The organism is Streptomyces sp. TAA486, assembly GCF_000426165.1.
The window spans coordinates 140,512-166,148 of sequence record NZ_AUEV01000017.1 but is presented as its reverse complement, the minus strand read 5'-3'; the positions used below and the strand labels follow the sequence as shown (position 1 = coordinate 166,148).

The 25,637-nt window shown below is 70.1% G+C and carries 16 protein-coding genes and 1 pseudogene; 13 read left to right on the top strand and 4 right to left on the bottom strand.

Features of this window, described 5'->3' with window-relative positions:
* Positions 1-59: 59 nt before the first annotated feature.
* A complete protein-coding gene (locus I004_RS35530; RefSeq protein ID WP_051345334.1) occupies positions 60-311 on the bottom strand; it encodes an ANTAR domain-containing protein in 252 nt (83 codons plus the stop codon).
* Between the two features lie 1,055 nt (positions 312-1,366).
* Here I004_RS35530 and I004_RS0123110 point away from each other — a divergent pair.
* From I004_RS0123110 to hflX, 7 genes are all read left to right on the top strand, one after another.
* Complete coding sequence (locus tag I004_RS0123110) at positions 1,367-1,681, top strand: hypothetical protein (RefSeq protein WP_078511703.1); 315 nt, start codon at positions 1,367-1,369, stop codon at positions 1,679-1,681.
* A gap of 537 nt (positions 1,682-2,218) precedes the next feature.
* Positions 2,219-2,554, top strand: a complete 336-nt coding sequence (locus I004_RS35525; RefSeq protein WP_199779450.1) for a hypothetical protein — start codon at positions 2,219-2,221, stop codon at positions 2,552-2,554.
* A 654-nt stretch (positions 2,555-3,208) separates the two neighbouring features.
* Positions 3,209-3,844 carry a hypothetical protein gene (locus tag I004_RS0123095; protein ID WP_486580179.1) on the top strand — a complete coding sequence of 212 codons (636 nt, stop codon included), beginning with the start codon at positions 3,209-3,211 and terminating at the stop codon, positions 3,842-3,844.
* A 49-nt stretch (positions 3,845-3,893) separates the two neighbouring features.
* Positions 3,894-4,763: a diaminopimelate epimerase gene (dapF, locus tag I004_RS0123090; RefSeq protein ID WP_028437461.1), complete on the top strand. Its 870-nt coding sequence runs from the start codon at positions 3,894-3,896 to the stop codon at positions 4,761-4,763.
* Between the two features lie 211 nt (positions 4,764-4,974).
* A complete protein-coding gene (locus tag I004_RS0123085; protein ID WP_037977422.1) occupies positions 4,975-7,161 on the top strand; it encodes an HD domain-containing protein in 2,187 nt (728 codons plus the stop codon).
* Positions 7,162-7,268: 107 nt separating this feature from the next.
* A complete protein-coding gene (locus I004_RS0123080; RefSeq protein ID WP_078511676.1) occupies positions 7,269-8,762 on the top strand; it encodes a M1 family metallopeptidase in 1,494 nt (497 codons plus the stop codon).
* A 207-nt stretch (positions 8,763-8,969) separates the two neighbouring features.
* The gene (gene hflX / locus I004_RS0123075) at positions 8,970-10,478 is read left to right on the top strand and encodes a GTPase HflX (protein WP_028437458.1); all 1,509 of its coding nucleotides are present in this window, start codon (positions 8,970-8,972) and stop codon (positions 10,476-10,478) included.
* Between the two features lie 122 nt (positions 10,479-10,600).
* Here the strand turns inward: hflX and I004_RS0123070 are convergent, their stop codons facing one another.
* Both I004_RS0123070 and I004_RS0123065 read right to left on the bottom strand, forming a co-directional pair.
* On the bottom strand, positions 10,601-11,788 hold the full coding sequence (locus tag I004_RS0123070) for a hypothetical protein (RefSeq protein WP_028437457.1): 1,188 nt from the start codon (positions 11,786-11,788) through the stop codon (positions 10,601-10,603).
* Positions 11,789-11,970: 182 nt separating this feature from the next.
* The gene (locus I004_RS0123065; RefSeq protein WP_051345333.1) at positions 11,971-13,176 is read right to left on the bottom strand and encodes a hypothetical protein; all 1,206 of its coding nucleotides are present in this window, start codon (positions 13,174-13,176) and stop codon (positions 11,971-11,973) included.
* A 288-nt stretch (positions 13,177-13,464) separates the two neighbouring features.
* Here I004_RS0123065 and I004_RS35520 point away from each other — a divergent pair, with 288 nt between their 5' ends.
* The 4 genes from I004_RS35520 to I004_RS0123045 all read left to right on the top strand — a co-directional run bounded on the left by I004_RS35520 (position 13,465) and on the right by I004_RS0123045 (position 20,476).
* Complete coding sequence (locus I004_RS35520) at positions 13,465-15,540, top strand: IucA/IucC family protein (RefSeq protein ID WP_078511674.1); 2,076 nt, start codon at positions 13,465-13,467, stop codon at positions 15,538-15,540.
* A gap of 34 nt (positions 15,541-15,574) precedes the next feature.
* Positions 15,575-16,405 carry a GNAT family N-acetyltransferase gene (locus I004_RS0123055; protein WP_028437455.1) on the top strand — a complete coding sequence of 277 codons (831 nt, stop codon included), beginning with the start codon at positions 15,575-15,577 and terminating at the stop codon, positions 16,403-16,405.
* A gap of 104 nt (positions 16,406-16,509) precedes the next feature.
* Positions 16,510-18,390 carry an IucA/IucC family protein gene (locus I004_RS0123050; protein WP_028437454.1) on the top strand — a complete coding sequence of 627 codons (1,881 nt, stop codon included), beginning with the start codon at positions 16,510-16,512 and terminating at the stop codon, positions 18,388-18,390.
* A 52-nt stretch (positions 18,391-18,442) separates the two neighbouring features.
* Positions 18,443-20,476, top strand: coding sequence for an ATP-dependent DNA helicase (locus tag I004_RS0123045; RefSeq protein ID WP_028437453.1), 2,034 nt, complete (start codon positions 18,443-18,445; stop codon positions 20,474-20,476).
* Between the two features lie 98 nt (positions 20,477-20,574).
* Here I004_RS0123045 and lexA read toward each other — a convergent pair.
* Positions 20,575-21,249: pseudogene (gene lexA, locus I004_RS0123040) on the bottom strand (transcriptional repressor LexA); the annotation flags it as partial.
* 575 nt (positions 21,250-21,824) lie between these two features.
* Here lexA and nrdR point away from each other — a divergent pair.
* Both nrdR and I004_RS0123030 read left to right on the top strand, forming a co-directional pair.
* A complete protein-coding gene (nrdR, locus tag I004_RS0123035; protein ID WP_028437451.1) occupies positions 21,825-22,436 on the top strand; it encodes a transcriptional regulator NrdR in 612 nt (203 codons plus the stop codon).
* A gap of 139 nt (positions 22,437-22,575) precedes the next feature.
* Positions 22,576-25,470 (top strand): vitamin B12-dependent ribonucleotide reductase, encoded by a 2,895-nt coding sequence (locus tag I004_RS0123030; protein ID WP_028437450.1) that lies wholly within the window; start codon positions 22,576-22,578, stop codon positions 25,468-25,470.
* Positions 25,471-25,637 lie beyond the last annotated feature (167 nt).

The window sequence follows — 25,637 nt, the reverse complement described above, 5'->3', positions numbered from 1 at the left end:
GACGGGTGCCGCCCTGGCCTGTCAGCCGTCTCACACGCCCCGGCTGGTGGACGTGAGGCTCAGCCGGACCTCAACTGCTTCAGCGCCGCTTCGATCATGGTGCGCAGACGTCCGTCCACGACGCCTTCCTGCGTGCTCGCCACGATCTCATCCGCAACCGCGTTGAGCTTGGTGTTGGAGTGCTGCGAGACGGTCACCAAGATCTTCCACGCGTCCTCCGGGGGGAGGCTGTACGCAGCCATGAGGACGCCCTTCGCCTGATCGATGACCGGGCGGGTCTCCATCGCGTTCCGCAGCTGTTCAAGCTCCACAGACTCATCCGGTGCCTCACCAGACACGGCCGCCCTCGCCCCTTTCATGCAGTTGACGCATCCACCGATGCCCACAAAAGCCTATACACAGCGCATACGGCATCGGTATGGCGCCGATTTCCGGCGCCTGCCGAGCGGTGCGAGGCGAGCCACAAGATTGACCGACAGCGAACTTTCGCCACCTGGCGGGAGCGCGATACGCCGAGGTCCCGGAAGACGCTGACGGCTTGCAGCCATGCCGCGGCGCCCGAATGACACCCCGAACCGGCCTTGAGGAGCGAGGCCGCCGAGGGTCGCGCTCATCAGCGGACTTCGCCCACGAAAGGGTTGCCCGTCCAACTTCCCTGATCGGGAGGGAGGTTGATCACACTGGTGCTGGCACGACTGAGCCTGTTGCGCCCAGAGGCTCATGCCGGCCCGCCTCGCCGGGGACGGTCCTGGAGCCGGCAGGACCACGGGGGAATCATGGGACTGAGCAGCCTCGAGGGGCCGGGGAGCCGTTTCCGTCACCCTTCGGCCCGGCCCGGGCCTTGCGTGGGGTGGGCTGGATCAGCTGAGTCCCGGGGCCGCGCGCCAGAGAGCGGTTCGGCGAGTCCCTCCCGAGCGATCTTCACCGAGCTGGGTGTTCCGGGACAGGTGCAGCAGCTTCTCCGGGCGTGAGCGCCGAGGGCCGCCCACAGGGGTCGCGTCCGGCCATCCGCGCCGCGGCACAGGGCAGGAGGCCCGGAGACCCTCGACTTCGCACGGACGAAACGACCCCCGCCGCGTTCCCTTCCGGCCCACAAGAGGAGAAATCCATCACACCATTCCCTGTGAAACGGGTGTGGAACTCTCGTAACTACCTCTGGGGGCATGCAACCACGCAACGCGGTCAGGGCGTTCTTCGCAGAGTGCGTGGGACAGGGCAGAGCCCGCGCGGGATCAGGCGCAGGAGGAGGCGGTGAAAGCCTGATGAAGCACACAGGTCAACTCACCGCATTCGCCGTGCCACAACCCTGCTCCGCCAGGAATTCGCCCCCGGAGACTGGAGCGTCATGAGTCACACCCCCGAGCCGATGACCACGGGTCATGCACACACCGACACCCGTGGTGAACCGGCGTCGAAGCGAACAGCGCTGATCATCCACACGATCGCCGACATCGCGGCCGCGTTTCTCGGTCTGTGGATCCTGCTCCACCTTCTCGGAGCCAACCAGGCCAATGTATTCGTCCAGTTCGTCGAGGGCATGGCCAACTGGCTGGCAGGCTGGTCGCAGGACATCTTCACCATGGAGAACGAGCAGGTGCGCTTCGCACTCAACTACGGCCTCCCCGCTCTTGTTTACCTCTTCATCGGCCACGGAATCGCCGCGAAAATGCGTCGGGGATGAGCGCCGCGACATCAAGTTCCGCTCGGAAATGACGCGTTGAAGAATGCGGCGTCGTTCGCTGCCCTGGCCGGCGCTCGATCCTCTGTGGGGGATCGATCTGCGGCGGGAGTCGAAGGGGCGCACTTCCGCCGCGGCGAGCGGGTACACGGGTGACTGATGGACCTGCGGCGGCACCGTGCCGGTGCCGCTCCCGACAGTCGTACGGTTCTTCACGGCCTGTAACACCGGCCCTGCCCAAGAGCCGGAGCCCGCGGTCTGGTGGACTTCACCCCGGCCGTGCCGGCAGGCGAATTGCGTGCCCAGGTCGTTCAACGCAAAGGTGCGCAGGGAGGAACGCACGAAGGAGCCAGTCGTCCGCACCATGTCACGGCGGGCCTCCGAAGAGTGACGGAGGCCACGCCGGGCTGCCCTCCGGTGCTCCTGAGACACGCGCACCACAGAGATTGGACCGTCATGAGTCACGCTTACGAACCCGCCCGCAAGAGTCGTCGACAGAGCGGACCTCGCGATGAGTCGCCATCAATATGGCCTCCCTTCGTGGTCCACACGATCGCCGACATCGCAGCCGCATTCGTGGGCCTGTGGATCGTTCTCTACCTGCTCGGTGCCGACGAAGGAAACTTGTTCGTCCGGTACATGGCAGACATGGCGTACTGGATCGCCGGATGGTCCCAGAACATTTTCACGGTGGGGAACGAATACGTAATCATCCTTCTCAACTACGTTCTGCCTGCCCTTGTTTACCTCTTCGTCGGGCACGGGATCGCCGCGAAGATGCGACCCGTGAAGGTCAATCAGATGGACGACGCAACGATGCGTCTGACTCCGACCGGTGTGCCGCCGCGGGAAGCTCCGGATTGGCAGCCGAGATGACAGCAGGCAAGTCCCTGCCCCGGGCAGGGGACTTCACGAACGCACACTACGCGCGGCCCAGCTGGCTGTCGAACACCGCGATGAGCCTGCGGTCTCCGGCGGACTCGCTGCATGGGCGGGAGTCCCGGTATGACCAGCAGGGTCACCGAGCTTGCCGTCGACAGCGCCGATCCCGACGGCCCCGCCCGGTTCTGGCGCTCGGTCCTTGACCACTAGGTGGAGGACGAAGGCGACGGAATCCTCACAATTGACTCCCCTCCGGTGCCTGCCGGCACGCCGAGGTCGGGCCGGAACGGCGATGAGAGCTGGTTCTGTCCCGTTCGACCCGGAGGGGAACGACTTCTGCGTCCTTGCCGGCCGCCGCCCCTGAATCCGTCGACGAAGAGATCCGCTGGGCAGGGCGGGGATGCGCCGTGGGAACCGGGCCGTCCGGGGGCCGCGGTGGGGTGGGCAGCAGTGACCAATGACACCCATCGGCGACCGCACCGAGACACTGCTGTGCTGGTGATCGCCACAATCGCGATGAGTTGTAGAACGGCCGGTCACAGCCTGATCACGTGATGGCATCGGGACGTCCTGGGCGTCTGCCGTAGTCATTCCGGCGTGCCATCATCGACCATCGTTCGGAGCCTGCAGTTGTAGTTGGGAGGGCGGGTGGCGATGGAGGCCGGCCCTCGTGACAATGAGGAGACCGCTGTCGACGAGGTTGAGCGCGCCGGGTCCGTGGGACGTATCGACGATCTCTCGGGTCTCGAGGGCCGCACTCGAGGCGTGCCCCTCGGCAACGGGGACTCCGCCGCCGACCGCCCGCTTGGGGCAGGGGGCGTGAGCGACGATCTGGATCCCGCCGCCGACGCGGGCTCCGCGGACGACCTGGACATCGACGACGAGCCGGACGGCGCCGCCGACCTGGACGGCTCCGACGCACCGCCCGAAGCCCGGGACCCCGACGTGGAGGCGCAGGAACTGCGGCCCCCGCGCAAGCTCCGGCTGTGGCAGCTCGCCCCCATCGTGGTGCTGAGCGCTCTGGGCTCGCTGATGTTCGCCTTCCCGCTCGCCTTCGAACCCGGCGGCGGCACGGGCGCCGTCGTCTCGATGCTGGGACTGCTGATCTGCGGCTGCGCTGCCGGCTGGGCCGTGATGGCCGCCCGCCGCGTCGGACTGTCCTGGCCCGGGCTGCCCGCTCCGGGATCGGGTGAGCGCCCGGACTGGCGGATCGTCGCCCTGTACGCGGTCGTCGTCGGCACCGTGGTGGTGCTCGCGATCTGGCGCGTGGCCAGGCTGCGCTGACCTGACCGTGCCCCGGCCGGGTACGCCCCGCTCCCGTACGATCGTCAGCATGAGCAGCGCACAGCCCGTGCCGTTCCTCAAGGGGCACGGCACCGAGAACGACTTCGTGATCCTCCCCGACCCGGACGGGCTCCTCGAGCTGTCGCCGGGGACGGTCGCGCGGCTGTGCGACCGGCGGGCCGGGATCGGCGGCGACGGGCTGCTGCGCGTCGTGCGCTCCGCGGCCCACCCGGAGGCCCGGGACATGGCAGGCGACGCGGAGTGGTTCATGGACTACCGCAACGCCGACGGCTCGGTCGCGGAGATGTGCGGCAACGGGGTGCGCGTCTTCGTGCGCCATCTGGAGCGCGCCGGGCTGGTCAAGCCGGGGGACGTGGCCGTCGCGACCCGCGCGGGCGTGAAGCGCACGCACCTCGCCGAGGACGGTTCGGGCGTCACCGTCTCCATGGGCCCGGCAGTGCTGCCGGGAGGCGGCGTGACGGTGCGGGTGGGCGGCCTCGGCTGGCCCGCCCTGCACGTGAGCATGGGCAATCCGCACGCGGTCGCCTTCGTCGGCGATCTCGCGGACGCCGGCAGGCTGTTGGACGCTCCGGACGTGGAGCCCGCGTCGGCCTACCCCGCCGGCACGAACGTCGAGTTCGTCGTGGACCGCGGGACGCGGCACGTCGCGATGCGCGTGCACGAGCGCGGTTCGGGCGAGACGCGGTCGTGCGGCACGGGTGCGTGCGCGGTGATGGTGGCGGCGGCGCGGCGCGACGGACTGGACCCCGCGGCCGACGGCGAGGACGCGACGTACACGGTCGACGTGCCCGGCGGCACGCTCGTGATCACCGAACGGACCGACGGCGGGATCGAGATGACGGGCCCCGCGGTGATCGTCGCCGAGGGCACCCTCGACCCCGAGTGGCTCTACGCCTGATCGCGTAGCCGGGCGCGTACGTCCGTCCCGGTGCACCGCTGAAGGGCATTCAGAAACCGCACCCTCAACTGGCCAGAGTCCAAACGTCCCTCGGACGGGTGATCCGTTTCACGCTGGGCGGGACCCGGACATCAGGGTGTGCTGGGGTCGGTACCATCACAGGCCCGGGCCTGACCGGGGCGTTGCTTCGACGCGAACAGCAGGAGGTGCCATGAGGAGTCTGCGAAGGCTCAGCCGCGCGGCTCTGCTGGGACAGGCACCGCGCCGCGACGGCCTTCCCGACGCCATGGAGCACGTGGCCAAGGTCCACCGCGCCCACCATCCCGGTGCGGATCTCGGGGCGCTGCGGCGTGCGTACGTCCTCGCCGAGTCCTCGCACCGCGGGCAGATGCGCAAGAGCGGCGACCCGTACATCACTCACCCGCTGGCGGTGACGCTGCTTCTGGCCCAACTCGGCGCCGAGACAACCACGTTGACCGCCTCCTTGCTGCACGACACCGTCGAGGACACGGACGTGACGCTGGAGCAGGTGTGCAAGGAGTTCGGCGAGGAGGTCGGCTACCTCGTCGACGGCGTCACCAAGCTGGAGAAGGTCGACCACGGCGCGGCGGCGGAGCCCGAGACCTTCCGCAAGATGCTCGTGGCCACGGGCAACGACGTCCGGGTGATGTCGATCAAGCTGGCCGACCGCCTGCACAACATGCGCACGCTCGGCGTCATGCGGCCCGAGAAGCAGGTACGCATCGCCAAGGTCACCCGCGACGTGCTGATCCCTCTCGCCGAACGCCTCGGTGTGCAGGCGCTCAAGAGCGAGCTGGAAGATCTCACCTTCGCCATCCTGCACCCCGAAGAGCACGCATTAGCCCGGGAGTTGATCGCCGAGCACGCGCGGGAGCCGGATCCGCTCACCGGCGTGGCCACGTCCGTACGGCGGCTGCTGCGCGAGGCCGGCATCGCCGCACAGGTGCTGATCCGGCCACGCCACACGGTCTCCGTGCACCGACTGCGCCTCAAACGCGGCGAGTTGGGACCGTGCGACTTCGGCAGACTGCTGGTCCTGGTCGAGGAGGACGCCGACTGCTACGCGGTCCTCGGGGAACTGCACACATGCTTCACGCCGCTCGTCGCCGAGTTCAAGGACTTCATCGCCGCCCCCAAGTTCAACCTGTACCGCTCGCTGCACACCGCGTTCGCCGACGAGGAGGGCCGCGTGGCCGAAGTCCTCGTACGTACGCGGCAGATGCACCGCGTCGCCGAGGCCGGCGTGATCGCTCTGGGCGACCCCCACCGGGCTTCGCAGAGCGGAGAGGGCGAGAGCGGCGGCGAGCCCGGAGGTCCCGGCTGGCTCTCCCGGCTCCTGGAGTGGCAGAGCCACGCCACCGACACGGAGACCTTCTGGGCGGAACTGCACGACGAGCTGGCGCAGGACGGGGAGATCACCGTCTACTGCGCCTCACCCGGAGTGGCGCCCGCCGCCGCCGGCGGCGCGCTCCCGCTGCCCGCCGGTGCGACGTGCGTCGACGCCGCCTACGCACGGTTCGGCGAGGCGGCGCACAGCTGCATCGGTGCCCGCGTCAACGGGCGGCTGACCGCGCTGAGCACCGTCCTGCGGGACGGCGACGCCGTGCAGCTCTTCATGGAGCCCGCGGCGGCTTCGGTGCCCTCCGGCCCCTCGCCGGAGTGGCTGGAGCACGCCCGTACACCGGCCGCGCGCATCGCCATCCGACACTGGCTCGCCGCCCATCCGCCCGCACCGGAACCGGAGTTGGCGCCGACGGCTGCGGCGGGCGGCGGTGAGGACGCCTACGCCGGGCGCCTCGCGGGCACCGGTCCTTCGACGTCCGCCCGTGGCGCCGCGGAGGAGGGGCACGCCGACGGGAGTGGGGGCGTGCGGACCGCCCGGCGCAGGGAGTGGGGCGAGGGAGCCCCGGTCGCCGAGGCCGCCGCTTCCGTCGTGGTGGAGGAGCCGCACGCCGTCGTACGGCTGGCGGGCTGCTGTACGCCGGTGCCGCCCGACAACGTCACGGGATTCGCCGTGCGCGGCGGCACCGTCACCGTTCACCGCGACACCTGCCACTCCGTGGCCCGCATGACCGCCACCGGGCGCAGACCCGTGCCCGTGCGCTGGGAGCAGGGCGCTTCCGGTTGTCGCGTGACGCTGCGCGCCGAGGCCCTGGGGCGCACACACCTGCTGGCCGACCTGACCGAGATCATCGCGGCGCAGGGCGCCACCGTGGTCTCCGCCGAGGTCGAGCCGCCCCGTGAGCAGCGCGTGCTGCACACGTACACGCTGCAACTCCCGGATGCCGCCGGGCTGCCCGCCCTGATGCGTGCCATGCGCGGCGTCGCCGGCGTCTACGACGTCACGCGGGCCGCCCGCCCGCTGCCGGCCCGCTGACCGGCCGTCCCGGCACTTCGCGGTCCCCGGAGTTCTTTCGGGTGGGGCGGGGCAGGGCGCTGCTGCGCCGACCCGGAAGCCGATCAATCTGCTGATAGCACTGGCGCATGGTCGACTCGTCCCGCGCAGTGAACAGGCCCGCCCGGACCCCCCGCACCCACCCCGTCATCCGCTCCCGTGCCCGTACCTCCGCGGCAGTCGCCTGCGCCGTCCTGGCGCTCGTCGGTGCCGGACTGCCGTCCCCGAAGCCGCTCGGCGTGGGTGACCGGCTCTTCCCCCACCTGGGCAACCCCGGCTACGACGTGCGCGCGTACGACATCTCCTTCCGCTGGGGACGCGACAACACCGAACCGCTCGACGCCCGTACGGTCATCGACGCCCACGTCACCGCACGGAACGGACTAGCCCGTTTCAACCTCGACTTCGGCTCCGGCAAGGTGACCTCCCTCAGCGTGGGCGGACGCACCGCTCGGTACGCCCGGGCCGGCGAGGACCTGGTCGTGACCCCCTCCAAGAAGCTGCGCAAGGGCCAGCGCATGCGTGTCGTCGTCCGGCACACCAGCCCGACGCGGGAGGCGGCAACCAGCGGCTGGGTTCGCACCAAGGACGGCCTGGTCATGGCGAACCAGGCCGACGCCGCACACCGCGTGTTCCCCGGCAACGATCACCCCTCGGACAAGGCCCGCTTCACCTTCCACGTCACGGCCCCGAGCTCGCTGACCGTGGTCGCCGGGGGCCGGCTCCATAGCAAGGTGCGCCGCGGGGAGAACACCCGGTGGACCTATCGGGTCGCGCATCCCATGGCGACCGAGCTCGCCCAGGTCTCCGTGGGCCGCTCGTACGTGCGCCAAGCGAAGGGTCCTCACGGACTGCCGCTGCGGGACGTGGTGCCGCTGCGGGACCGGGAGAAACTGCTGCCCTACCTGAAGAAGACCCCTGGTCACCTGAAATGGCTGGAGCGGCGCCTGGGTCCCTACCCGTTCGAGACGTACGGGGTGCTGGTCGCCGACGCCGACCTCGGATTCGCCATGGAGACCCAGACGCTCTCGCTGTTCGAGAAGCAGTTCCTCGCCGCCCCCGTCGTGCCCTCCTGGTACAAGGAGGAGGTCATGGTCCACGAACTCGCGCACCAGTGGTTCGGCAACAGCGTGTCACCCAGGAGCTGGGACGATCTGTGGCTGAACGAGGGCCACGCCACCTGGTACGAGTGGCTCTACGGTGCTGGTCACGGCGGGGCGGCGCTGACCTCGCGGGTGCGGGAGGCGTACAAGAAGTCCGACACCTGGCGCAAGAACTACGGTCCTCCGGCCAGGCTGCACGCGCCCAAACCGGGCAACAAGATCGAGATCTTCCGCAAGAGCGCCTACGACGGCGCGGCCGTGACGCTCTACGCACTCCGCGAGAAGATCGGCAACGAGGACTTCATGAGGCTGCAGCGTGAATGGATCACTCAGAACCGCGACGGCAACGCCTCCACCGCGGACTTCGTCCGGTTCGTCAATGCCGTCGCCAAGAAGGACCTGAGCGAATTCCTCAAGGACTGGCTCTACGGGGCGAAGACCCCGCCGATGCCGGGCCATCCGGACTGGCGCAGCTCCTGACCGGCGGCCCGCCGCCCAAGGGGGCCCGGGCGCCGTGCGGTGCAAATCCGGATGACTGTGCTGACCGCCCGTGCCACCATTTCATCCGGCGCAGGACGCGCTTCGCGGGGCCGAAGGCGGGAATCAATACCGCCGGACGGGCGTTGACATATTGGGACGCTCACGCATCTCTCCGTCCCGCATCTCTGACTTCGACGTAAGGACCAAATGACCTACTCCTCTTCTCTTCCACACAATGGCCAGCGTGTCGCCGAGTCCGACCGCCGAGCTGACGCCCTGATGGAAGAGGACGTTGCTTGGAGTGACGGGATCGACGGCGAGCGTGACGGCGACCAGTACGACCGCAGCGAGCGGGCCGCACTGCGCCGCGTGGCGGGTCTCTCCACCGAGCTGGAGGACGTCACCGAGGTCGAGTACAGGCAGCTGCGCCTCGAGCGGGTCGTGCTCGTGGGCGTCTGGACCTCCGGCAGCGCACAGGACGCGGAGAATTCCCTCGCGGAGCTAGCAGCCCTCGCCGAGACGGCGGGAGCGCTCGTCCTGAACGGGGTCATCCAGCGCCGCGACAAGCCGGACCCGGCCACGTACATCGGGTCGGGCAAGGCGGAGGAACTCCGGGACATCGTCCTGGAGACCGGCGCCGACACCGTCGTCTGCGACGGTGAGCTGAGCCCCGGCCAGCTGATCCATCTCGAGGACGTCGTGAAGGTCAAGGTCGTCGACCGTACGGCCCTGATCCTGGACATCTTCGCGCAGCACGCCAAGTCGCGTGAGGGCAAGGCGCAGGTGTCACTGGCGCAGATGCAGTACATGCTGCCGAGGCTGCGCGGCTGGGGTCAGTCGCTGTCGCGGCAGATGGGCGGTGGCGGCTCCGGCTCGGCCGGAGGCGGCATGGCCACCCGTGGTCCGGGTGAGACCAAGATCGAGACGGACCGGCGGCGCATCCGCGAGAAGATGGCCAAGATGCGCCGTGAGATCGCGGACATGAAGACCGGCCGTGAGATCAAGCGGCAGGAGCGGCGCCGCAACAAGGTGCCGTCGGTCGCCATCGCGGGCTACACCAACGCGGGCAAGTCCTCGCTGCTCAACCGGCTCACGGGCGCCGGCGTCCTCGTGGAGAATTCCCTGTTCGCGACGCTGGACCCGACAGTGCGCAAGGCCGAGACGCCCAGTGGCAGGGTGCACACGCTGACCGACACCGTCGGTTTCGTCCGGCATCTGCCGCATCACCTGGTGGACGCCTTCCGCTCCACGATGGAGGAGGTGGCCGACGCCGACCTCATCGTGCACGTGGTCGACGGCGCACACCCCGCTCCCGAGGAGCAACTGGCGTCGGTCCGCGGTGTGATCAGGGACGTGGGAGCCTCTCACGTGCCCGAGATCGTGGTCGTCAACAAGGCCGACGCGGCCGAACCGCTCGTCCTGGAGCGGCTGTTGCGTGCGGAGAGCCGGGCAATCGCGGCATCCGCCCGCACCGGGCAGGGCATCGAGGAGCTGCGTGCCCTCATCGACGAGGAGCTACCGCGCCCCTCCGTCGAGCTTGAGGCACTGGTTCCGTACACCGAGGGCAAGTTGGTCTCGCGTGTGCACAGCGAGGGTGAAGTGCTCTCCGAGACGCACACCGAGGACGGCACTCTGCTCAAGGCGCGTGTGCACGCCGAACTCGCCGCAGAACTGCGCAAGTTCGAGCCGCAGGCCGCAGGCCCGCAGAGGCTGTAGCGGCGCGCCCCGAAGCTGTCGGAGTCGTCCACGAGCGGCAACGACAGCACGGCCGTGGTCCCGCCACCGGAGCACCCGGGGGCGGGCCGCGGCCGTTGCGGTGTCGCGTCTCTTCCGGGAGCTCAGTTCTTCCCGGCGTACTTCTTGCTGACGGCGTCGAAGACGCCCTTGGCGGTCGGCCCGAGGCGCGGCCCTGCCAGCCATGTGGCGGGCTGCGGGCCGATCGAGTTGACCGACACCAGCTCGGCCTTGCCGTTCCTGCCCTTCATGAACCAGCCGCCGCCGGAGGAGCCGCCGGTCATGGTGCAGCCGATGCGGTAGAGGGCGGGCTGCGACGGGTCGATTGTGAGCTTGCCCGGCTTGTCGGTGCAGCTGTACATCTTCGCGCCGTCGAACGGCGGTGCCGCCGGGTAGCCGTACGAGCTGAGCCCGGAGAACCGTTCCGCGCCCGGCGCGCGGAAGTTGATCCGCACCGCGGCGCCGACGGTCTCCTCCAGGGACTTGCCGGCGGGCTGTACCGGCTTCACGTGCAGCACAGCGAAGTCCTGCTGCGAGCCGCCGCCGCCCGACGCGGAACCCTGCTTGATCCAGTAGTCGCTGGTCTGAGCCCACTCGGCCCACCACTGGCCGTACGGGGCGACGTCCTGGGGCTGCGCGCCCCGCACCTGCGACGGCGGGAGGCCGCGGTTGTTGTAGGCGGGCACGAACATGATGTTGCGCAGCCATCCGCCGTTCCTGCCCGAGTGCACACAGTGGCCCGCGGTCGCTACCAGGTTCGAACGCCCGGGATTCCGGGGGTCCTTGACCACCGTGCCGGAGCAGACCATCGGCCCCTTCGGGGTGTCCATGAAGATCTTGCCTGCGGGTGCCGCGTTCCGGGTGTACGGGGTGTCGACCCCGCGCGCCTTCACGGGCCGCGGCTCGGGGCCGCTGGCGCTCGCCCCGGAGGCGGACTCAACGTCCTCGGGGACGCGTTTGCCGTTGTCCTCCGCCTCGTCCATGCGGTCCCGCTTCCAGTGGTCCTTGATGTAGGGATTCACGAAGTCGCGGCCCTCACGGATCCATTGGTCGCGGTCCCAGTCCTTCCACGCGCCGTCGCGCCACTTCTCCAGGTCCTTCAGGGACGAGGGAAGGTCCTTCGGCAGGTTCTCCGGAAGTCCCAGACCCTGGCTCGGCGACGGCTCCGCGGAGGCCTGCGCTTCCGCGCCGCTGCCGGCCTGGCAGGCGGTGGCGGCGAGCGCGAGCACCGCCAGCACCGCGGCGGCTGCCGAGGTCCCAACCCGGCGCCCGTGCCTGCGTATCGGTGACATGTGAACGATCCCCCTGGGTGTGGAACGGGAGCCCGAGTCGGAACGGCCCCGGTGAGCGGCGCCCCTGGCGAGCGCCTGGGCCGCGCAGAGCGCCGCGCCGTGGAGCCGCCGGAAGAGGCAGCCGAGAGCGGGGTGTTCAGGGCAAGCGGGATGCGCCCGCCCTGAACACCCGACGTTCGCGGTTACTTGGCGGAGAGGCTGTCGAAGACGCCCTTGGCTTCCCTGCCGATGCGCGGTCCGGCGAGCCAGCCGCCCTCGACGGGGCCGACGGACGTGACCGAGAACAGTTCCTTGCCGCTCGGGCTGAGCCATCCGCCTCCGGACGAACCGCCGGTCATGGTGCAGCCGAGGCGGTACATCGTGGGCTGACGGGTGTCGAGCGTCAGACGCGCCGGCTTGCCCGCGCAGGTGAGCATCTTCGTCCCGTCGAACGGCGGCGCGGCCGGGTAGCCGTGGGCGGTCAGGCCGGGGATCGCCTTCACCCGGGGCGTGTTGAAGTTGACCTTCGCCGCCTTGCCCACGGTCTCCTCCAGCGAGGGACCGGACCTCCGGTCCTCGGGGCGAACCTTCATCACGGCGAAGTCCTGGGGCGCACCCTTGCCGCCCGTCTTCGACCCGTTCCGGATCCAGTGGTCGGTGGTACGTGCGTACTTCGCCCACCAGACGCCGTCAGGGGCGACGTCCTTCCGCGCCGCCTTCGCCAGCTGCGCGTTCGAGAGGCCCTTCGGGTTGTAGCGGGGCACGAAGACGACGTTGCGGAACCAGCCGCCGCTCCGGCCCGCGTGCACACAGTGGCCCGCGGTCGCAACGAGGTTGGACTTGCCGGGGTGCCGTGGATCGGTGACGACGGTGCCGGAACAGACCATCGAGCCCTGTGGAGTGTCCATGAACACCTTGCCGACCGGCGGACTCGACTTGGTGTAGGGGAGCTTGACCTGCTTGGCGGGCACGCGCGCGGGGGTGGGGTCGGTGTGGCCCTCGTCCGTGTCGCCGCCGCTCCCGCCGTCGTCGATCTCGTCCTCGTCGACCTTGCGGTCGTTCCCGTCGGCGTCCTTCATCCGGTCCGGGTCCCAGAGGTCATCGATGACCGGGTTGATGAACTCCTTGGCCCGGCGCAGCCATTCGTCCCGGTCCCAGTTCTTCCACTCGCCGTTGCGCCACTTGTCCAGGTCCTCGAGGGAGCTGGGCAGGTCCTTGGGCAGGTTCTCCGGAAGGCCCAGGTCCCGCTTCTTCTGGTCCTGCTCGGCGGACTGCGAGGCGCTGGGATCGCCGCCCGCGTTGTCGTCCTCAGGCCCGCACGCGGTGGCCGTGACGGCGAGTGCGGCGACGACCGCCGCGACGGCCAGCGCCGTACGCCGTCGCCGCACGTGCCCTGTGTCGGCTGACATGAATGAACTCCCCCTGAATGTCCTTGTGCCTCTTGAATTGTCACGGCCCTCTGCGGGGCGGCGAGTTGGAGCCTCCACCCGTACGGGCGGCCCGGGGCCGCACCGGCGGAGCCAGGGGAAACTATGCCCCGTGGGGTGGGGGACGGGACCGGCAGGGTCCACGTTCCGACCGGTTCACGTCACAGATCTTCACGTCGCCCGTGATCAGGGCGCTCCGGCTTCGTTGGTACGGACGGGGGAGGCGGCCCGCTCTTCTGCGGCGCCGAGTCGACACCGGAGGAGACCTCTGTGAACGCCCGTACCGGAGCGGACCGGTCAGTCCCGCGTGAGCTCGTCCGTGAGGAGACCGGTACTCCGGTACCGCACTCGGCACCCGTACCACCCGCCCCGTCCGGATCACGTGTCCCTTCCACCCCTGCCGGCCCGTCCTCCGCCCCCGCCCCCGCGCCGGCGCCCTCCGCGCTCCTGCCCGAGCAGGCGCAGAGCCCCGCGCGTACCGCCCGTACGGACGTGCCCGCGGTTGCGGAGGCCGGGACGGACGACCCGGCCCGGACGGCGGACGCCGCCGCCGTCAACAACCTGCTGTGCTGCTGGGTACGGGAGAACGACATCCCACGGCCGGCACAGGACCGGGACACCCTCGTGCTCCCCATGGACGCCACCGGTGTGGTCCTCCGCGTCCCGGTGCGCTACTGGTCGCCCAGCGGACGGCACGACTTCGGACCGCCGCTCCTGGACGGCGCCCGTAGCGGTGCCGCGCCGCTCGACGCCGTGGCCCTCGCCGCACTCATCGCGCGCGAGGCCGTTCACCGGAGCCGCGCCGACCGCCCCGAGGCCCTGCACGGAAGCGGCGGTCCCGCCCCCGTCGCGCCCCTCGCGGCTGCTCCCGCCTCCGTCGACGCCGCCGACCTCGTCGCCCGTGTCGCCGATTCCGTGCGCCGCGCCACCGGGTTCCTCGCCGAGCGCTGTGCGGCACCCGAACTCCCGCCGGGAAACGGCCCATTCCTGGACGCCGAACAGTCGCTCGTCCTGGGACACCCGCTGCACCCGGCGCCCAAGAGCCGCCAGGGTCTCTCCGACGAGGAGTGCCGGGCCTACTCACCGGAAACGCGAGCGGCCTTCCCACTCCACTGGATCGCCGTGGACGAGTCCGTCGTCGCGTGCGACTCGGCCTGGACGGAACGCGGCCGCGCCGTCAGTGCCCAGCAGCTCGCCGCCCGGCTCGCGGGCGAGGCGCTGACGTCCCGACTCCCTGCCGGGACAGTGCCGTTGCCGCTGCACCCCTGGCAGGCCCGCAGCCTCTCGCACCGTCCCGCCGTGGCCCGCCTCCTCGCCGACGGGCTCCTGCACGACATGGGCGAGGCGGGTGACGTCTGGCACCCCACGTCGTCCGTGCGCACGGTGGCGCGGCCGGGCGGGCCTGCGATGCTCAAGCTCTCCCTGGGCCTGCCGATCACCAACTCCCGCCGTGAGAACCTCCGCAAGGAGCTGCTTCGCGGCCTGGAGGTGCACAGGCTGCTGCGCTCGGGCCTCGGCGCGCAGTGGCGCGCGGTGCACCCGGGCTTCGACATCGTCCGCGACCCGGCGTGGCTCGGGGTCGACGGGCCCGACGGGCTGCCCGTGCAGGGTCTGGACACCGTCATCCGGCACAACCCCTTCGAGCCGTCGGACGACGCGGTCTGCGTCGCCGGCCTGACCGCCGAGCAGCCCCGGCCCGGTGTGCCGCACGGGGCGCTGCGCTCACGCCTGGCCGACATCGTGGAAGGCCTCGCCGCGCGGACGGACCGGCCCGTCAGGACCGTCTCCACCGAGTGGTTCCTGCGCTACCTCGACGCCGTGGTCCGGCCCGTGCTGTGGCTGGACGCACACGCCGGTATCGCCCTGGAGGCCCATCAGCAGAACACTCTGGTGCTGCTCGACGGTGCCGGCTGGCCGTGCGGCGGCCGCTACCGCGACAACCAGGGCTACTACTTCCGCGCGTCGCGGCGCGACGCACTCCAGCAGCGGCTGCCCGGCATGCAACTCGGCGTGGACAGCGACTCCTTCGTCGACGACGACGTGGCCGACGAGCGCTTCGCGTACTACCTCGGCATCAACAACGTCCTCGGGCTGATCGGTGCCTTCGGCGTCCAACGGCTCGCGGACGAGGGGGTGTTGCTCGCCGCCGCGCGGCAGTTCCTCCGGGTGCGCGCCCGCACGGGCGAGGGCGGTCCCGTATCGGCGCTGCCCGCCCTGCTGCTGGAGTCGCCGACGCTGCGCTGCAAGGCGAATCTGCTCACGCGGCTGCACGGCATGGACGAACTCGTCGGCCCCGTCGACACCCAGTCCGTGTACGTCACCGTCACCAACCCGCTGTGCCGGTGACCGGTGTGAGGGCCGCGAAGGGAGTTGCGCTCACGTGAACCGTCCCCACCCCGCTGCCTCCGGCACACCGGAGACCTCCGGACAGCCCGGCGCACAGGGGGAGTCCGTGCCGTCCGGCGTATCGGGCAGCGACGACACTCTCGACCTGGGGCTCTCCGGTGACCTGGCGGCGCTTCTGGCCGAACACGAGCGGTACGGAGCACTCGGCGTCCCTGACGGCCAGGGTCAACACGGCCGTCAGGGAAGGGACTTACCGGCGGAGCATCCCGCGGCTTCGCGGCAGACCCGGGAATCCGACCTGCTCGACCGCGTCGGCGACTGGCCGTCGTCGCGGACGCCGGTGGGCACCATGAGGCTCGTGCCGGTCCGCATGGACCGCGATCTGCCGCTGATCGCCGCCTGGATGAACGACCCTGCTGTGGCGGCCTTCTGGGAGCTGTCAGGCCCCCAGGAGGTGACGGGGAAGCACCTGCGGGCCCAGCTGGAGGGCGACGGACGCAGCGTCCCCTGCCTCGGCCTCCTGGACGGCGTCCCGATGAGCTACTGGGAGATCTACCGCGCGGACCTCGACCCGATCGCCCGGTACTGCAGCGCCAAACCCCACGACACCGGCCTGCACCTGCTCATCGGCGGCGTGCCCGACCGCGGCCGCGGCATCGGCACGGCGCTGCTGCGCGCCGTCGCCGACCTCGTCCTCGACCAACGGCCGCGCTGCGGCCGGGTGCTGGCCGAGCCGGACGTACGCAACGTCGCCTCCGTCGCGGCGTTCCTGAGCGCCGGGTTCCGGCTGTCGGCGGAGGTCGATCTGCCCGGGAAGCGCGCGGCGCTCATGGTCCGGGACCGGGCGTTGCGCGAAGTGCTCTGACGGCCCTGCCCCGGCCTTCCTGTCCTGGCCCCGAGCAAAGGAATCTCACAGTGCACCTGCCGGCTTCCGACGAATCCCACGACGATCCCCGCGGCCCCGGCGAGATGAGCCTGCCGCCGGGAATGGACCCGGACAGCTGGCGCAGGGCCGGCAGACGGTTACTCGTGAAGATGATCAGCGAGTTGGCGTACGAGGAGATCATCCGGCCGGAGCCCGACACGGAGGCGGACAAGGAGCCCCGCACGGAGCAGGACACCGAGACCGGGACCGAGTCCCGTGCCGGGTCCGAGGGCCGGTCCGGCACGGAACAGGCCGCCCCAGCCGCTGCATCGCCGGGCGCCCCCGCCACGCGCCCGTACCGCCTCCGCGTCAGCGACGACCTCACGATCCGCTTCCGCGCCCGTCTCGGCGCCTACGGACACTGGATCATCGACCCGGCCTCACTGACCCCGGCCGGCACGGACCCGTTCGCCTTCCTGCTCCGCGCCCACGAGACCCTTCTGGGGCTGACCGGCGACACCACCGGCCACTTCATCCGCGAACTGTCCGTCACACTCCTCGCAGACGTACGGCTCAACGAGCGGGAACTGCCCGCCGCCCGCCTCGCCGAGCTCGGCTACGCGGAACTCGAAGGACACCAGAAGGGGCACCCCTGGCTCGTCGCGAACAAGGGCCGCCTGGGCTTCTCCGTGTCGGACGCGGCGCGTTGGGCTCCCGAGGCGCGCCGCGAGCAGTGCCTTCCCTGGCTCGCGGTGCGCACCGGGCTCGCCGACTACAGGGGCGTCCCCACGCTCGCCGAGCCGCACCGGCTCTACGAGCGCGAACTCGGACCCGACACCCTCCGGGAGTTCCGCCACACACTGCGCTCGCGCGGACTGCCCTCCGAGGACTACCTGTTCCTGCCCGTACACCCCTGGCAGTGGGACGAGACCATCGTGCCGCTCTTCGCCGACTCGCTCGCCAAGGGCGACATCGTCCCGCTGCGCACCGACGGGGACCTGCGCCTGGCCCAGCAGTCGGTTCGGACCTTCCTCAACACCAGCCGCCCCGAACGGCACACGGTCAAGCTGCCGCTCTCCGTGCTCAACACCCTTGTCTGGCGCGGTCTTCCGACGGAACGGACCCTCGCGGCGCCGGCCGTCACGCGGTGGATCCACGGGCTGCGCGACCGCGACGCCTTCCTGCGCGACGAGTGCCGGGTGATCCTGCTCGGCGAGGTCGCCTCCGTGACCGTCAGGCACCCCCTCTACGACAGGCTGCCGCAGGTTCCGTACCAGTACCGCGAACTGCTGGGCTGCATCTGGCGCGAGCCGCTGACCGGGCAGCTCGAATCCGGTGAGCGGGCCCGGACCCTCGCCTCCCTGATCCACACCGACGCACGCGAGAAGTCGCTCACCGCTGAGCTCGTCGAGCGTTCCGGGCTGCCGCCCCGCGTGTGGCTGCGCCGCCTCTTCGCGGCCCTCCTGCCTCCGCTGCTGCACTTCCTCTACCGCTACGGGACGGTCTTCTCGCCGCACGGCGAGAATGCGATCGTGGTCTTCGACGAGGACGACGTGCCCGTACGGCTGGCCGTCAAGGACTTCGTCGACGACGTCAACGTGAGCGCCGATCCGCTGCCCGAGCTGGAGGACATGCCCGACGAGGTGCGCGAGGTGCTGCTGACCGAGCCTCCGCAGTTCCTCACCCAGTTCATCCACTCCGGGCTCTTCGTCGGCGTCTTCCGCTATCTCGCTCCGCTGTGCGAGGAGCAACTGCAGGTTCCGGAGGGGGAGTTCTGGTCGCTGCTGCGCGCGGAGACCGAGCGCCACCACGCCCGCTTCCCCGAGCTGAAGGACCGTTTCTCGACCTTCGACCTGCTCACTCCGCGCATCGAACGGCTCTGCCTCAACCGGAACCGTCTGCACATGGACGGCTACCGCGACAGCTCCGAGCGCCCGCACGCCGCTGTCCACGGCACCGTCGCCAACCCCCTCCACCTGGCGTGAGCCGACCGGGAGCGGACGCGGTGTCAGAGGCGCCGCGTAGGGTGTCGGATCTATGAGCAAGCCCGCCCTCACCGAGCTCCTGCACGCTGCCGTCACCGCTGTCGGTGGTACGGAACGGCCTGGTCAGGTGACCATGGCCGAAGCCGTCGCAGAGGCGGTCGGTGACGGCACCCATCTGTTGATCCAGGCGGGAACCGGCACCGGCAAGTCCCTGGGCTACCTCGTTCCCGCGCTGGCGCACGGAGAGCCGGTCGTGATCGCCACGGCCACGCTCGCCCTGCAGCGGCAGCTCGTGGAGCGAGACCTGCCCCGTACGGTCGAGGCGCTTCATCCGCTGCTGCGCCGCCGCGCCCCGTTCGCCATGCTCAAGGGCCGTTCCAACTACGTGTGCCTGCACCGGCTGAACGAGGGCGTACCGCAGGAAGAGGAGGACGGCCTCTTCGATCCTTTCGAGGCGGCGGCGCCCACGTCCACCCTCGGCAAGGACCTGCTGCGGCTGCGCGACTGGTCCGGCGAGACGGAGACCGGGGACAGGGACGATCTGCGGCCCGGCGTCTCCGACCGCGCCTGGTCCCAGGTGTCGGTCTCTTCTCGCGAGTGCCTGGGCGCCACGAAGTGCGCCTATGGGGCGGAGTGCTTCGCCGAGAGCGCGCGCGAGCGGGCCAAGCTCGCGGAGGTCATCGTCACGAACCACGCGCTGCTCGCGATCGACGCGATCGAGGACGCCTCGGTGCTGCCGGCGCACGAAGTGCTGATCGTCGACGAGGCCCACGAACTGGTCTCGCGGGTCACGGGCGTGGCCACCGGCGAACTGACGCCCGGCGGCGTCAACCGAGCGGTCCGCCGCGCCGCGAAGCTCATCGACGAGAAGACCGCCGACCGGCTCCAGACGGCCGCGGAGGGCTTCGAGAGGGTGATGGAGCTGGCCCTGCCCGGCCGGCTCGAAGTCGTCCCCGACGATCTCGGGCACGTCCTCATGGCGCTGCGTGACGCCACTCGCGCCGGGGTCACGGCTCTGGGCAACACCCGCGACAGGTCCGTGCAGGACGAGGACGCGGTGCGCAAGCAGGCCCTGGCGTCGATGGAGAACGTGCACGACGTCGCCGAACGCGTCGTGGAGGCCTCCGAGTTCGACGTGATCTGGTACGAGCGGCACGACCGCTACGGGTCCTCGCTGCGTGTCGCGCCGCTGTCCGTCGCCGGGCTGCTTCGCGAGAAGCTGTTCGCCGACCGCTCGGTCGTCCTCACCTCGGCCACGCTCAAGCTCGGCGGCGACTTCAACGGTGTCGGGGCCTCACTCGGCCTCGCTGCCGAGCACGTGCTCGACGACGACTCCCCGGGCGGCGACGGCGAGGCCTCGCAGCACGAGACCCCGCAGTGGCGCGGCCTCGACGCGGGCTCCCCCTTCGACTACCGCAAGCAGGGGATCCTGTACGTCGCCCGGCATCTGGCGCCGCCCGGCCGCGAGCCGTCGCGGAGCGACATGCTCGACGAGCTGGCCGATCTGGTGGGCGCGGCAGGCGGCCGTACGCTGGGGCTCTTCTCCTCCATGCGGGCCGCCCAGACCGCCGCGGAGGATCTGCGCGGCCGGCTCGAGGTCCCGATCCTGCTTCAGGGCGAGGAGACGCTGGGCGAGCTGATCCGCCGCTTCGCGGAGGACGCCGAGACCTGCCTGTTCGGCACTCTCTCGCTCTGGCAGGGCGTCGACGTCCCGGGGGCGAACTGCCAGCTGGTGGTGATGGACCGCATTCCCTTCCCGCGCCCCGACGACCCGCTGATGAGCGCCCGGCAGAAGGCGGTCGAGGAGCACGGCGGCAACGGCTTCATGGCCGTCGCGGCCACGCACGCGGCCCTGCTGATGGCGCAGGGCTCGGGGCGGCTCGTGCGGGCCTGCGGGGACCGCGGTGTGGTCGCGGTGCTGGATCCGAGGCTCGAGAAGGCGCGTTACGGGGGCTTTCTCCGGGCCTCGATGCCCGACTTCTGGTACACGACGGACCGCAATCAGGTGCGGCGTTCACTGGCCGCCATCGACGCGAAGGCCAAGGAATCCGCGGCCGGGGCCGGGAAGAGTGCCACGAAGGCATAGCCGCGAGTGTGCACACGGCGGAGCCGCCGGTTCCGGCGCAGTGGAACCGGCGGCCCGTTACTCGCGAGGGGCCCGGGGCCCGGGCCTTGCGCGGGCCCTCAGACCCTGCGCAGCACCGCGACGACCTTGCCGAGGATCGTCGCGTCGTCACCAGGGATGGGCTGATACGCGGAGTTGTGCGGCAGCAGCCACACGTGACCGTCCTCGCGCTTGAAGCGCTTGACGGTGGCCTCGCCGTCGAGCATGGCCGCGACGATGTCACCGTTCTCAGCGACGGGCTGACGCCTCACGGTGACCCAGTCGCCGTCGCAGATGGCCGCCTCGACCATCGAGTCGCCGACCACCTTGAGCACGAACAGCTCGCCGTCACCGACGAGTTGACGCGGCAGCGGGAAGACGTCCTCGACCGACTCTTCCGCGAGGATCGGGCCACCGGCGGCGATCCGGCCGACCAGCGGTACGTACGAGGCGGAGGGCTTGCCCGTGGTGTCGGTGGTGACCTGGGTGGCCGGTGCGTCCGAGCCGCGCACCTCGTAGGCGCGCGGACGGTGCGGGTCGCGCCGCAGGAAGCCCTTGCGCTCCAGCGCCATGAGCTGATGCGCCACCGAAGAGGTGCTGGAGAGGCCGACGGCCTGACCGATCTCCCTCATGGACGGTGGGTAGCCCCGGCGCTGCACCGAGTCACGGATCACCTCGATCACGCGGCGTTGGCGGTCTGTGAGTCCCGAACTGTCGGCACGGATACCGGGAGGTCGCCCCGGCAGCGAGCGCTTCGCCTGCTGCGCTTCCTGCGCCTCCGCGTCCAGCGCGCCGTCCGCGTCGTCCACCGGTGCCACCGGCGGGATGTGGTCCAGCGACTGTGCGGCACGGTTCTGGGACGTGATGGTGGCGCTGTTTGCTGTGGTGGTCACGTCGGCCCCTCTCGAGCGTTTCTCCCTAGTGGGACAACGGTAGTTGGTTTCGAAAGGTTGCGCCAAACACACGTTCGAGTGAAAATCCCGGGATCGGCTGGCGGTGGTTCGTGCCCGCGGTGTAGATGCCGCATGCTGCCGAGCGTCGGCGCCGTCCCACAGAGTGTCGCAGGCGCGCCCCGCCCACGGGGGGCGCATCCGCTCTCGCGTACTCTCGTCTGCTGTCGCGTATCCCGACACGCTTTCCATCAACTGGCGTGCTAGCACCAGATCTAGTGGTTAGATTGGCGCGCGCCACCACAAGTTGTGGTCCCCCTGCTCCCAGTTGGGAGCTTGTGGACTATGCTTGTGGCAACTTCGCGGACCCCTGAAGGGGCCGCGCGAGGGCGCAACAGTCATGCACGAGGCGGGCTTTCGCAGGCTCAAGGAGGGTGGAAATGCACTGTCCCTTCTGCCGGCACCCCGACAGTCGCGTGGTCGACAGCCGGACCACCGACGACGGCACTGCCATCAGGCGGCGCCGCCAGTGCCCCGACTGCTCCCGCCGCTTCACCACCGTGGAGAGCGCGTCCCTGATGGTGATCAAGCGCAGCGGTGTCACCGAGCCCTTCAGCCGGGACAAGGTGATCGCCGGCGTCCGCAAGGCGTGTCAGGGTCGCCCGGTCACCGAGGATGCGCTGGCTCAGCTCGGCCAGCGGGTCGAGGAGGCCGCCAGAGCGACGGGCAGCGCCGAGCTGTCCACGCACGACGTCGGACTCGCGATACTCGGCCCGCTCCAGGACCTCGATCTCGTGGCTTACCTGCGGTTCGCCTCCGTCTACCGCGCCTTCGACTCCCTCGAGGACTTCGAGGATGCCGTGACGGAGCTGCGGGAGGCCCGCGCGGACGGCCCGCCGGCCGGCAACGGCGCAGGCGGCGAAGGTGACGGGGGCGAGGGGGAGCCGGGAGTGCAGGAGCCTCGCGAGGCCCGTGGTGGCCGCGGGGAGAGCGGCGCCGACGGCGCGGGCGGTGGTCAGGGAGCGCCGGTAACGGCATCCGCTGCCGACTGAGCGTCGGAGCGTCGAGAAGACCCTGGGCTCCGGCGGGGGTGCGCATCGTGGCGCGTGCCGCCGAGAGCCATGGAACCAGCAAGGTGTCCCGGGAAGATTCGGGGCGCATCGGGGCGTTATGCCCGTACAGGGAGGCGGAATGACAGAGACGACGAGCGGCCCGGCACGCGGCTCCCGCGTGAAGGGCGGCAAGGTGGCGAAGGGGCTCCGGATCGAGCGCATCCACACCACTCCTGGGGTTCATCCCTACGACGAGGTGGAGTGGGAGCGCCGTGACGTCGTCATGACCAACTGGCGCGACGGCTCGGTCAACTTCGAGCAGCGTGGCGTCGAATTCCCCGCCTTCTGGTCGGTGAACGCGACAAACATCGTGACCAGCAAGTACTTCCGCGGCGCGGTGGGGACGCCACAGCGTGAGAACAGCCTCAAGCAGCTGATCGACCGCGTGGTGAAGACCTACCGCGCGGCCGGTGAGGAGCACGGCTACTTCGCCGCCCCGGAGGACGCGGAGATCTTCGAGCACGAGCTGGCCCACGCCGTGCTCCACCAGATCTTCAGCTTCAACTCCCCGGTCTGGTTCAACGTGGGGACGACTCAGCCGCAGCAGGTCTCCGCCTGCTTCATCCTCTCCGTGGACGACTCCATGGAGTCGATCCTCGACTGGTACAAGGAAGAGGGGATGATCTTCAAGGGCGGTTCCGGGGCCGGTCTGAACCTTTCCCGCATCCGCTCCTCCAAGGAGCTGCTCTCCTCCGGCGGCAACGCCTCCGGGCCCGTCTCCTTCATGCGCGGAGCGGACGCCTCCGCCGGCACGATCAAGTCGGGCGGCGCCACACGCCGGGCCGCCAAGATGGTCGTGCTCGACGTCGACCACCCGGACGTCGAGGCCTTCATCGAGACGAAGGTCAAGGAGGAGGAGAAGATCCGTGCCCTGCGCGACGCGGGCTTCGACATGGATCTCGGCGGCGACGACATCACGTCCGTCCAGTACCAGAACGCCAACAACTCGGTGCGCGTGACCGATTCGTTCATGAAGGCGGTCGAGTCCGGCTCGAAGTTCGCCCTCCGCGGGCGCATGACGGGCGAGGTCGTCGACGAGGTCGACGCGAAGGCACTCTTCCGGAAGATGGCCGAGGCGGCACACGTCTGCGCCGACCCGGGCATCCAGTACGACGACACCATCAACCACTGGCACACCTCGCCGGAATCGGGCCGGATCACCGCCTCCAACCCGTGCAGCGAGTACATGCACCTGGACAACTCGTCCTGCAACCTCGCCTCGTTGAACCTGATGAAGTTCCTGCGGGACGACGACGAGGGCCACCAGTCCTTCGACGCCGAGCGCTTCGCGAAGGTCGTCGAACTGGTCATCACCGCGATGGACATCTCCATCTGCTTCGCCGACTTCCCGACCGAGAAGATCGGGGAGACGACGCGTGCCTTCCGTCAACTGGGCATCGGCTACGCCAACTTGGGCGCGCTGCTCATGGCCACGGGCCACGCGTACGACTCCGACGGCGGCCGTGCGCTCGCCGGGAGCATCACCTCGCTGATGACGGGCACGTCCTACCGGCGCTCGGCCGAACTGGCCGGAGTGGTCGGTCCGTACGAGGGCTACGCACGTAACTCCGACGCGCACAACCGCGTGATGCGGCAGCACTCCGGTGCCAATGACTTGGCGCGGCGCGCCGACGACCTGGACACCCCGGTGTGGGCGGCGGCCAGCGAGGCGTGGCAGGACGTGCTGCGACTCGGCAAGAAGCACGGCTTCCGCAACGCGCAGGCGTCCGTGCTGGCACCGACCGGCACCATCGGGCTGATGATGGACTGCGACACCACCGGAGTCGAACCCGACCTGGCCCTGGTGAAGTTCAAGAAGCTCGTCGGCGGCGGCTCGATGCAGATCGTGAACAACACCGTGCCCAAGGCGCTCAAGCGGCTCGGTTACCCGGCGGAGCAGGTCGAGGCGATCGTCGAGCACATCGCGGAGCACGGCAACATCGTCGACGCGCCGGGCCTGCGGCCCGAGCACTACGACGTCTTCGACTGCGCCATGGGGGAGCGCTCCATCTCCCCGATGGGGCATGTGCGGATGATGGCCGCGGCTCAGCCGTTCCTCTCGGGCGCGATCTCCAAGACGGTGAACATGCCGGCGTCCTCCACCGTCGAGGACGTCGAGGAGATCTATCTGCAGGGCTGGAAACTCGGCACGAAGGCGCTCGCCGTCTACGTCGAGAACTCGAAGGTCGGCCAGCCGCTCTCCGCCAAGCGCAAGGAAGAGAAGGCCGAGCCGGAGAAGGTCGTCGAGTACCGGGCGGTGCGGCAGCGTCTGCCCAAGGGCCGGCCCGGCATCACCACCTCCTTCACGGTGGGTGGCGCCGAGGGTTACATGACGGCCAACTCCTACCCGGACGACGGGCTGGGCGAGGTCTTCCTGAAGATGTCCAAGCAGGGTTCGACCCTCGCGGGCATGATGGACGCCTTCTCCATCGCCGTCTCGGTGGGCCTGCAGTACGGGGTGCCGCTGGAGACGTACGTCTCGAAGTTCACGAACATGCGCTTCGAGCCGGCGGGGATGACCGACGATCCGGATGTGCGCATGGCGCAGTCGATCGTCGACTACATCTTCCGGCGTCTGGCCCTGGACTTCCTGCCCTTCGAAACACGTTCCGCACTGGGCATCCACTCCGCGAGCGAGCGTCAGCGTCACCTGGAGACGGGCTCGTACGAGCCGTCCGAGGAGGAGCTCGACGTGGAGGGCCTCGCCCAGTCCGCGCCGAAGGCCGAGACCGTCAGGGAGGCCAAGGAGAAGGCTAAGGAAGAGGCCAAGGAGGAAGCCAAGGCCGAGGGGGTCGGCGAGTCACAGGCTCCGGTCCCCGCGCCCGGCGGTGCCCACAACTCCACGGAGCTGATGGAGATGCAGCTCGGCCTCAACGCCGACGCGCCGCTGTGCTTCTCCTGCGGCACGAAGATGCGCCGCGCGGGCAGCTGCTACCTCTGCGAGGGATGCGGCTCGACCAGCGGATGCAGCTGACGACTGCTGATGTGTGAGGCCTGACAGGGCCGCGAATGCGGGGACCGGCACGCACCGGTCCCCGCATTCGCTTGTACGGACCGGGATCTGGCAGCGTCGCACGAACAGGAGCCTGACCGTAGGGGCGCGGGTGCGGGTACGCGCTGGGCGCGGTCGCGGCTCTGGCG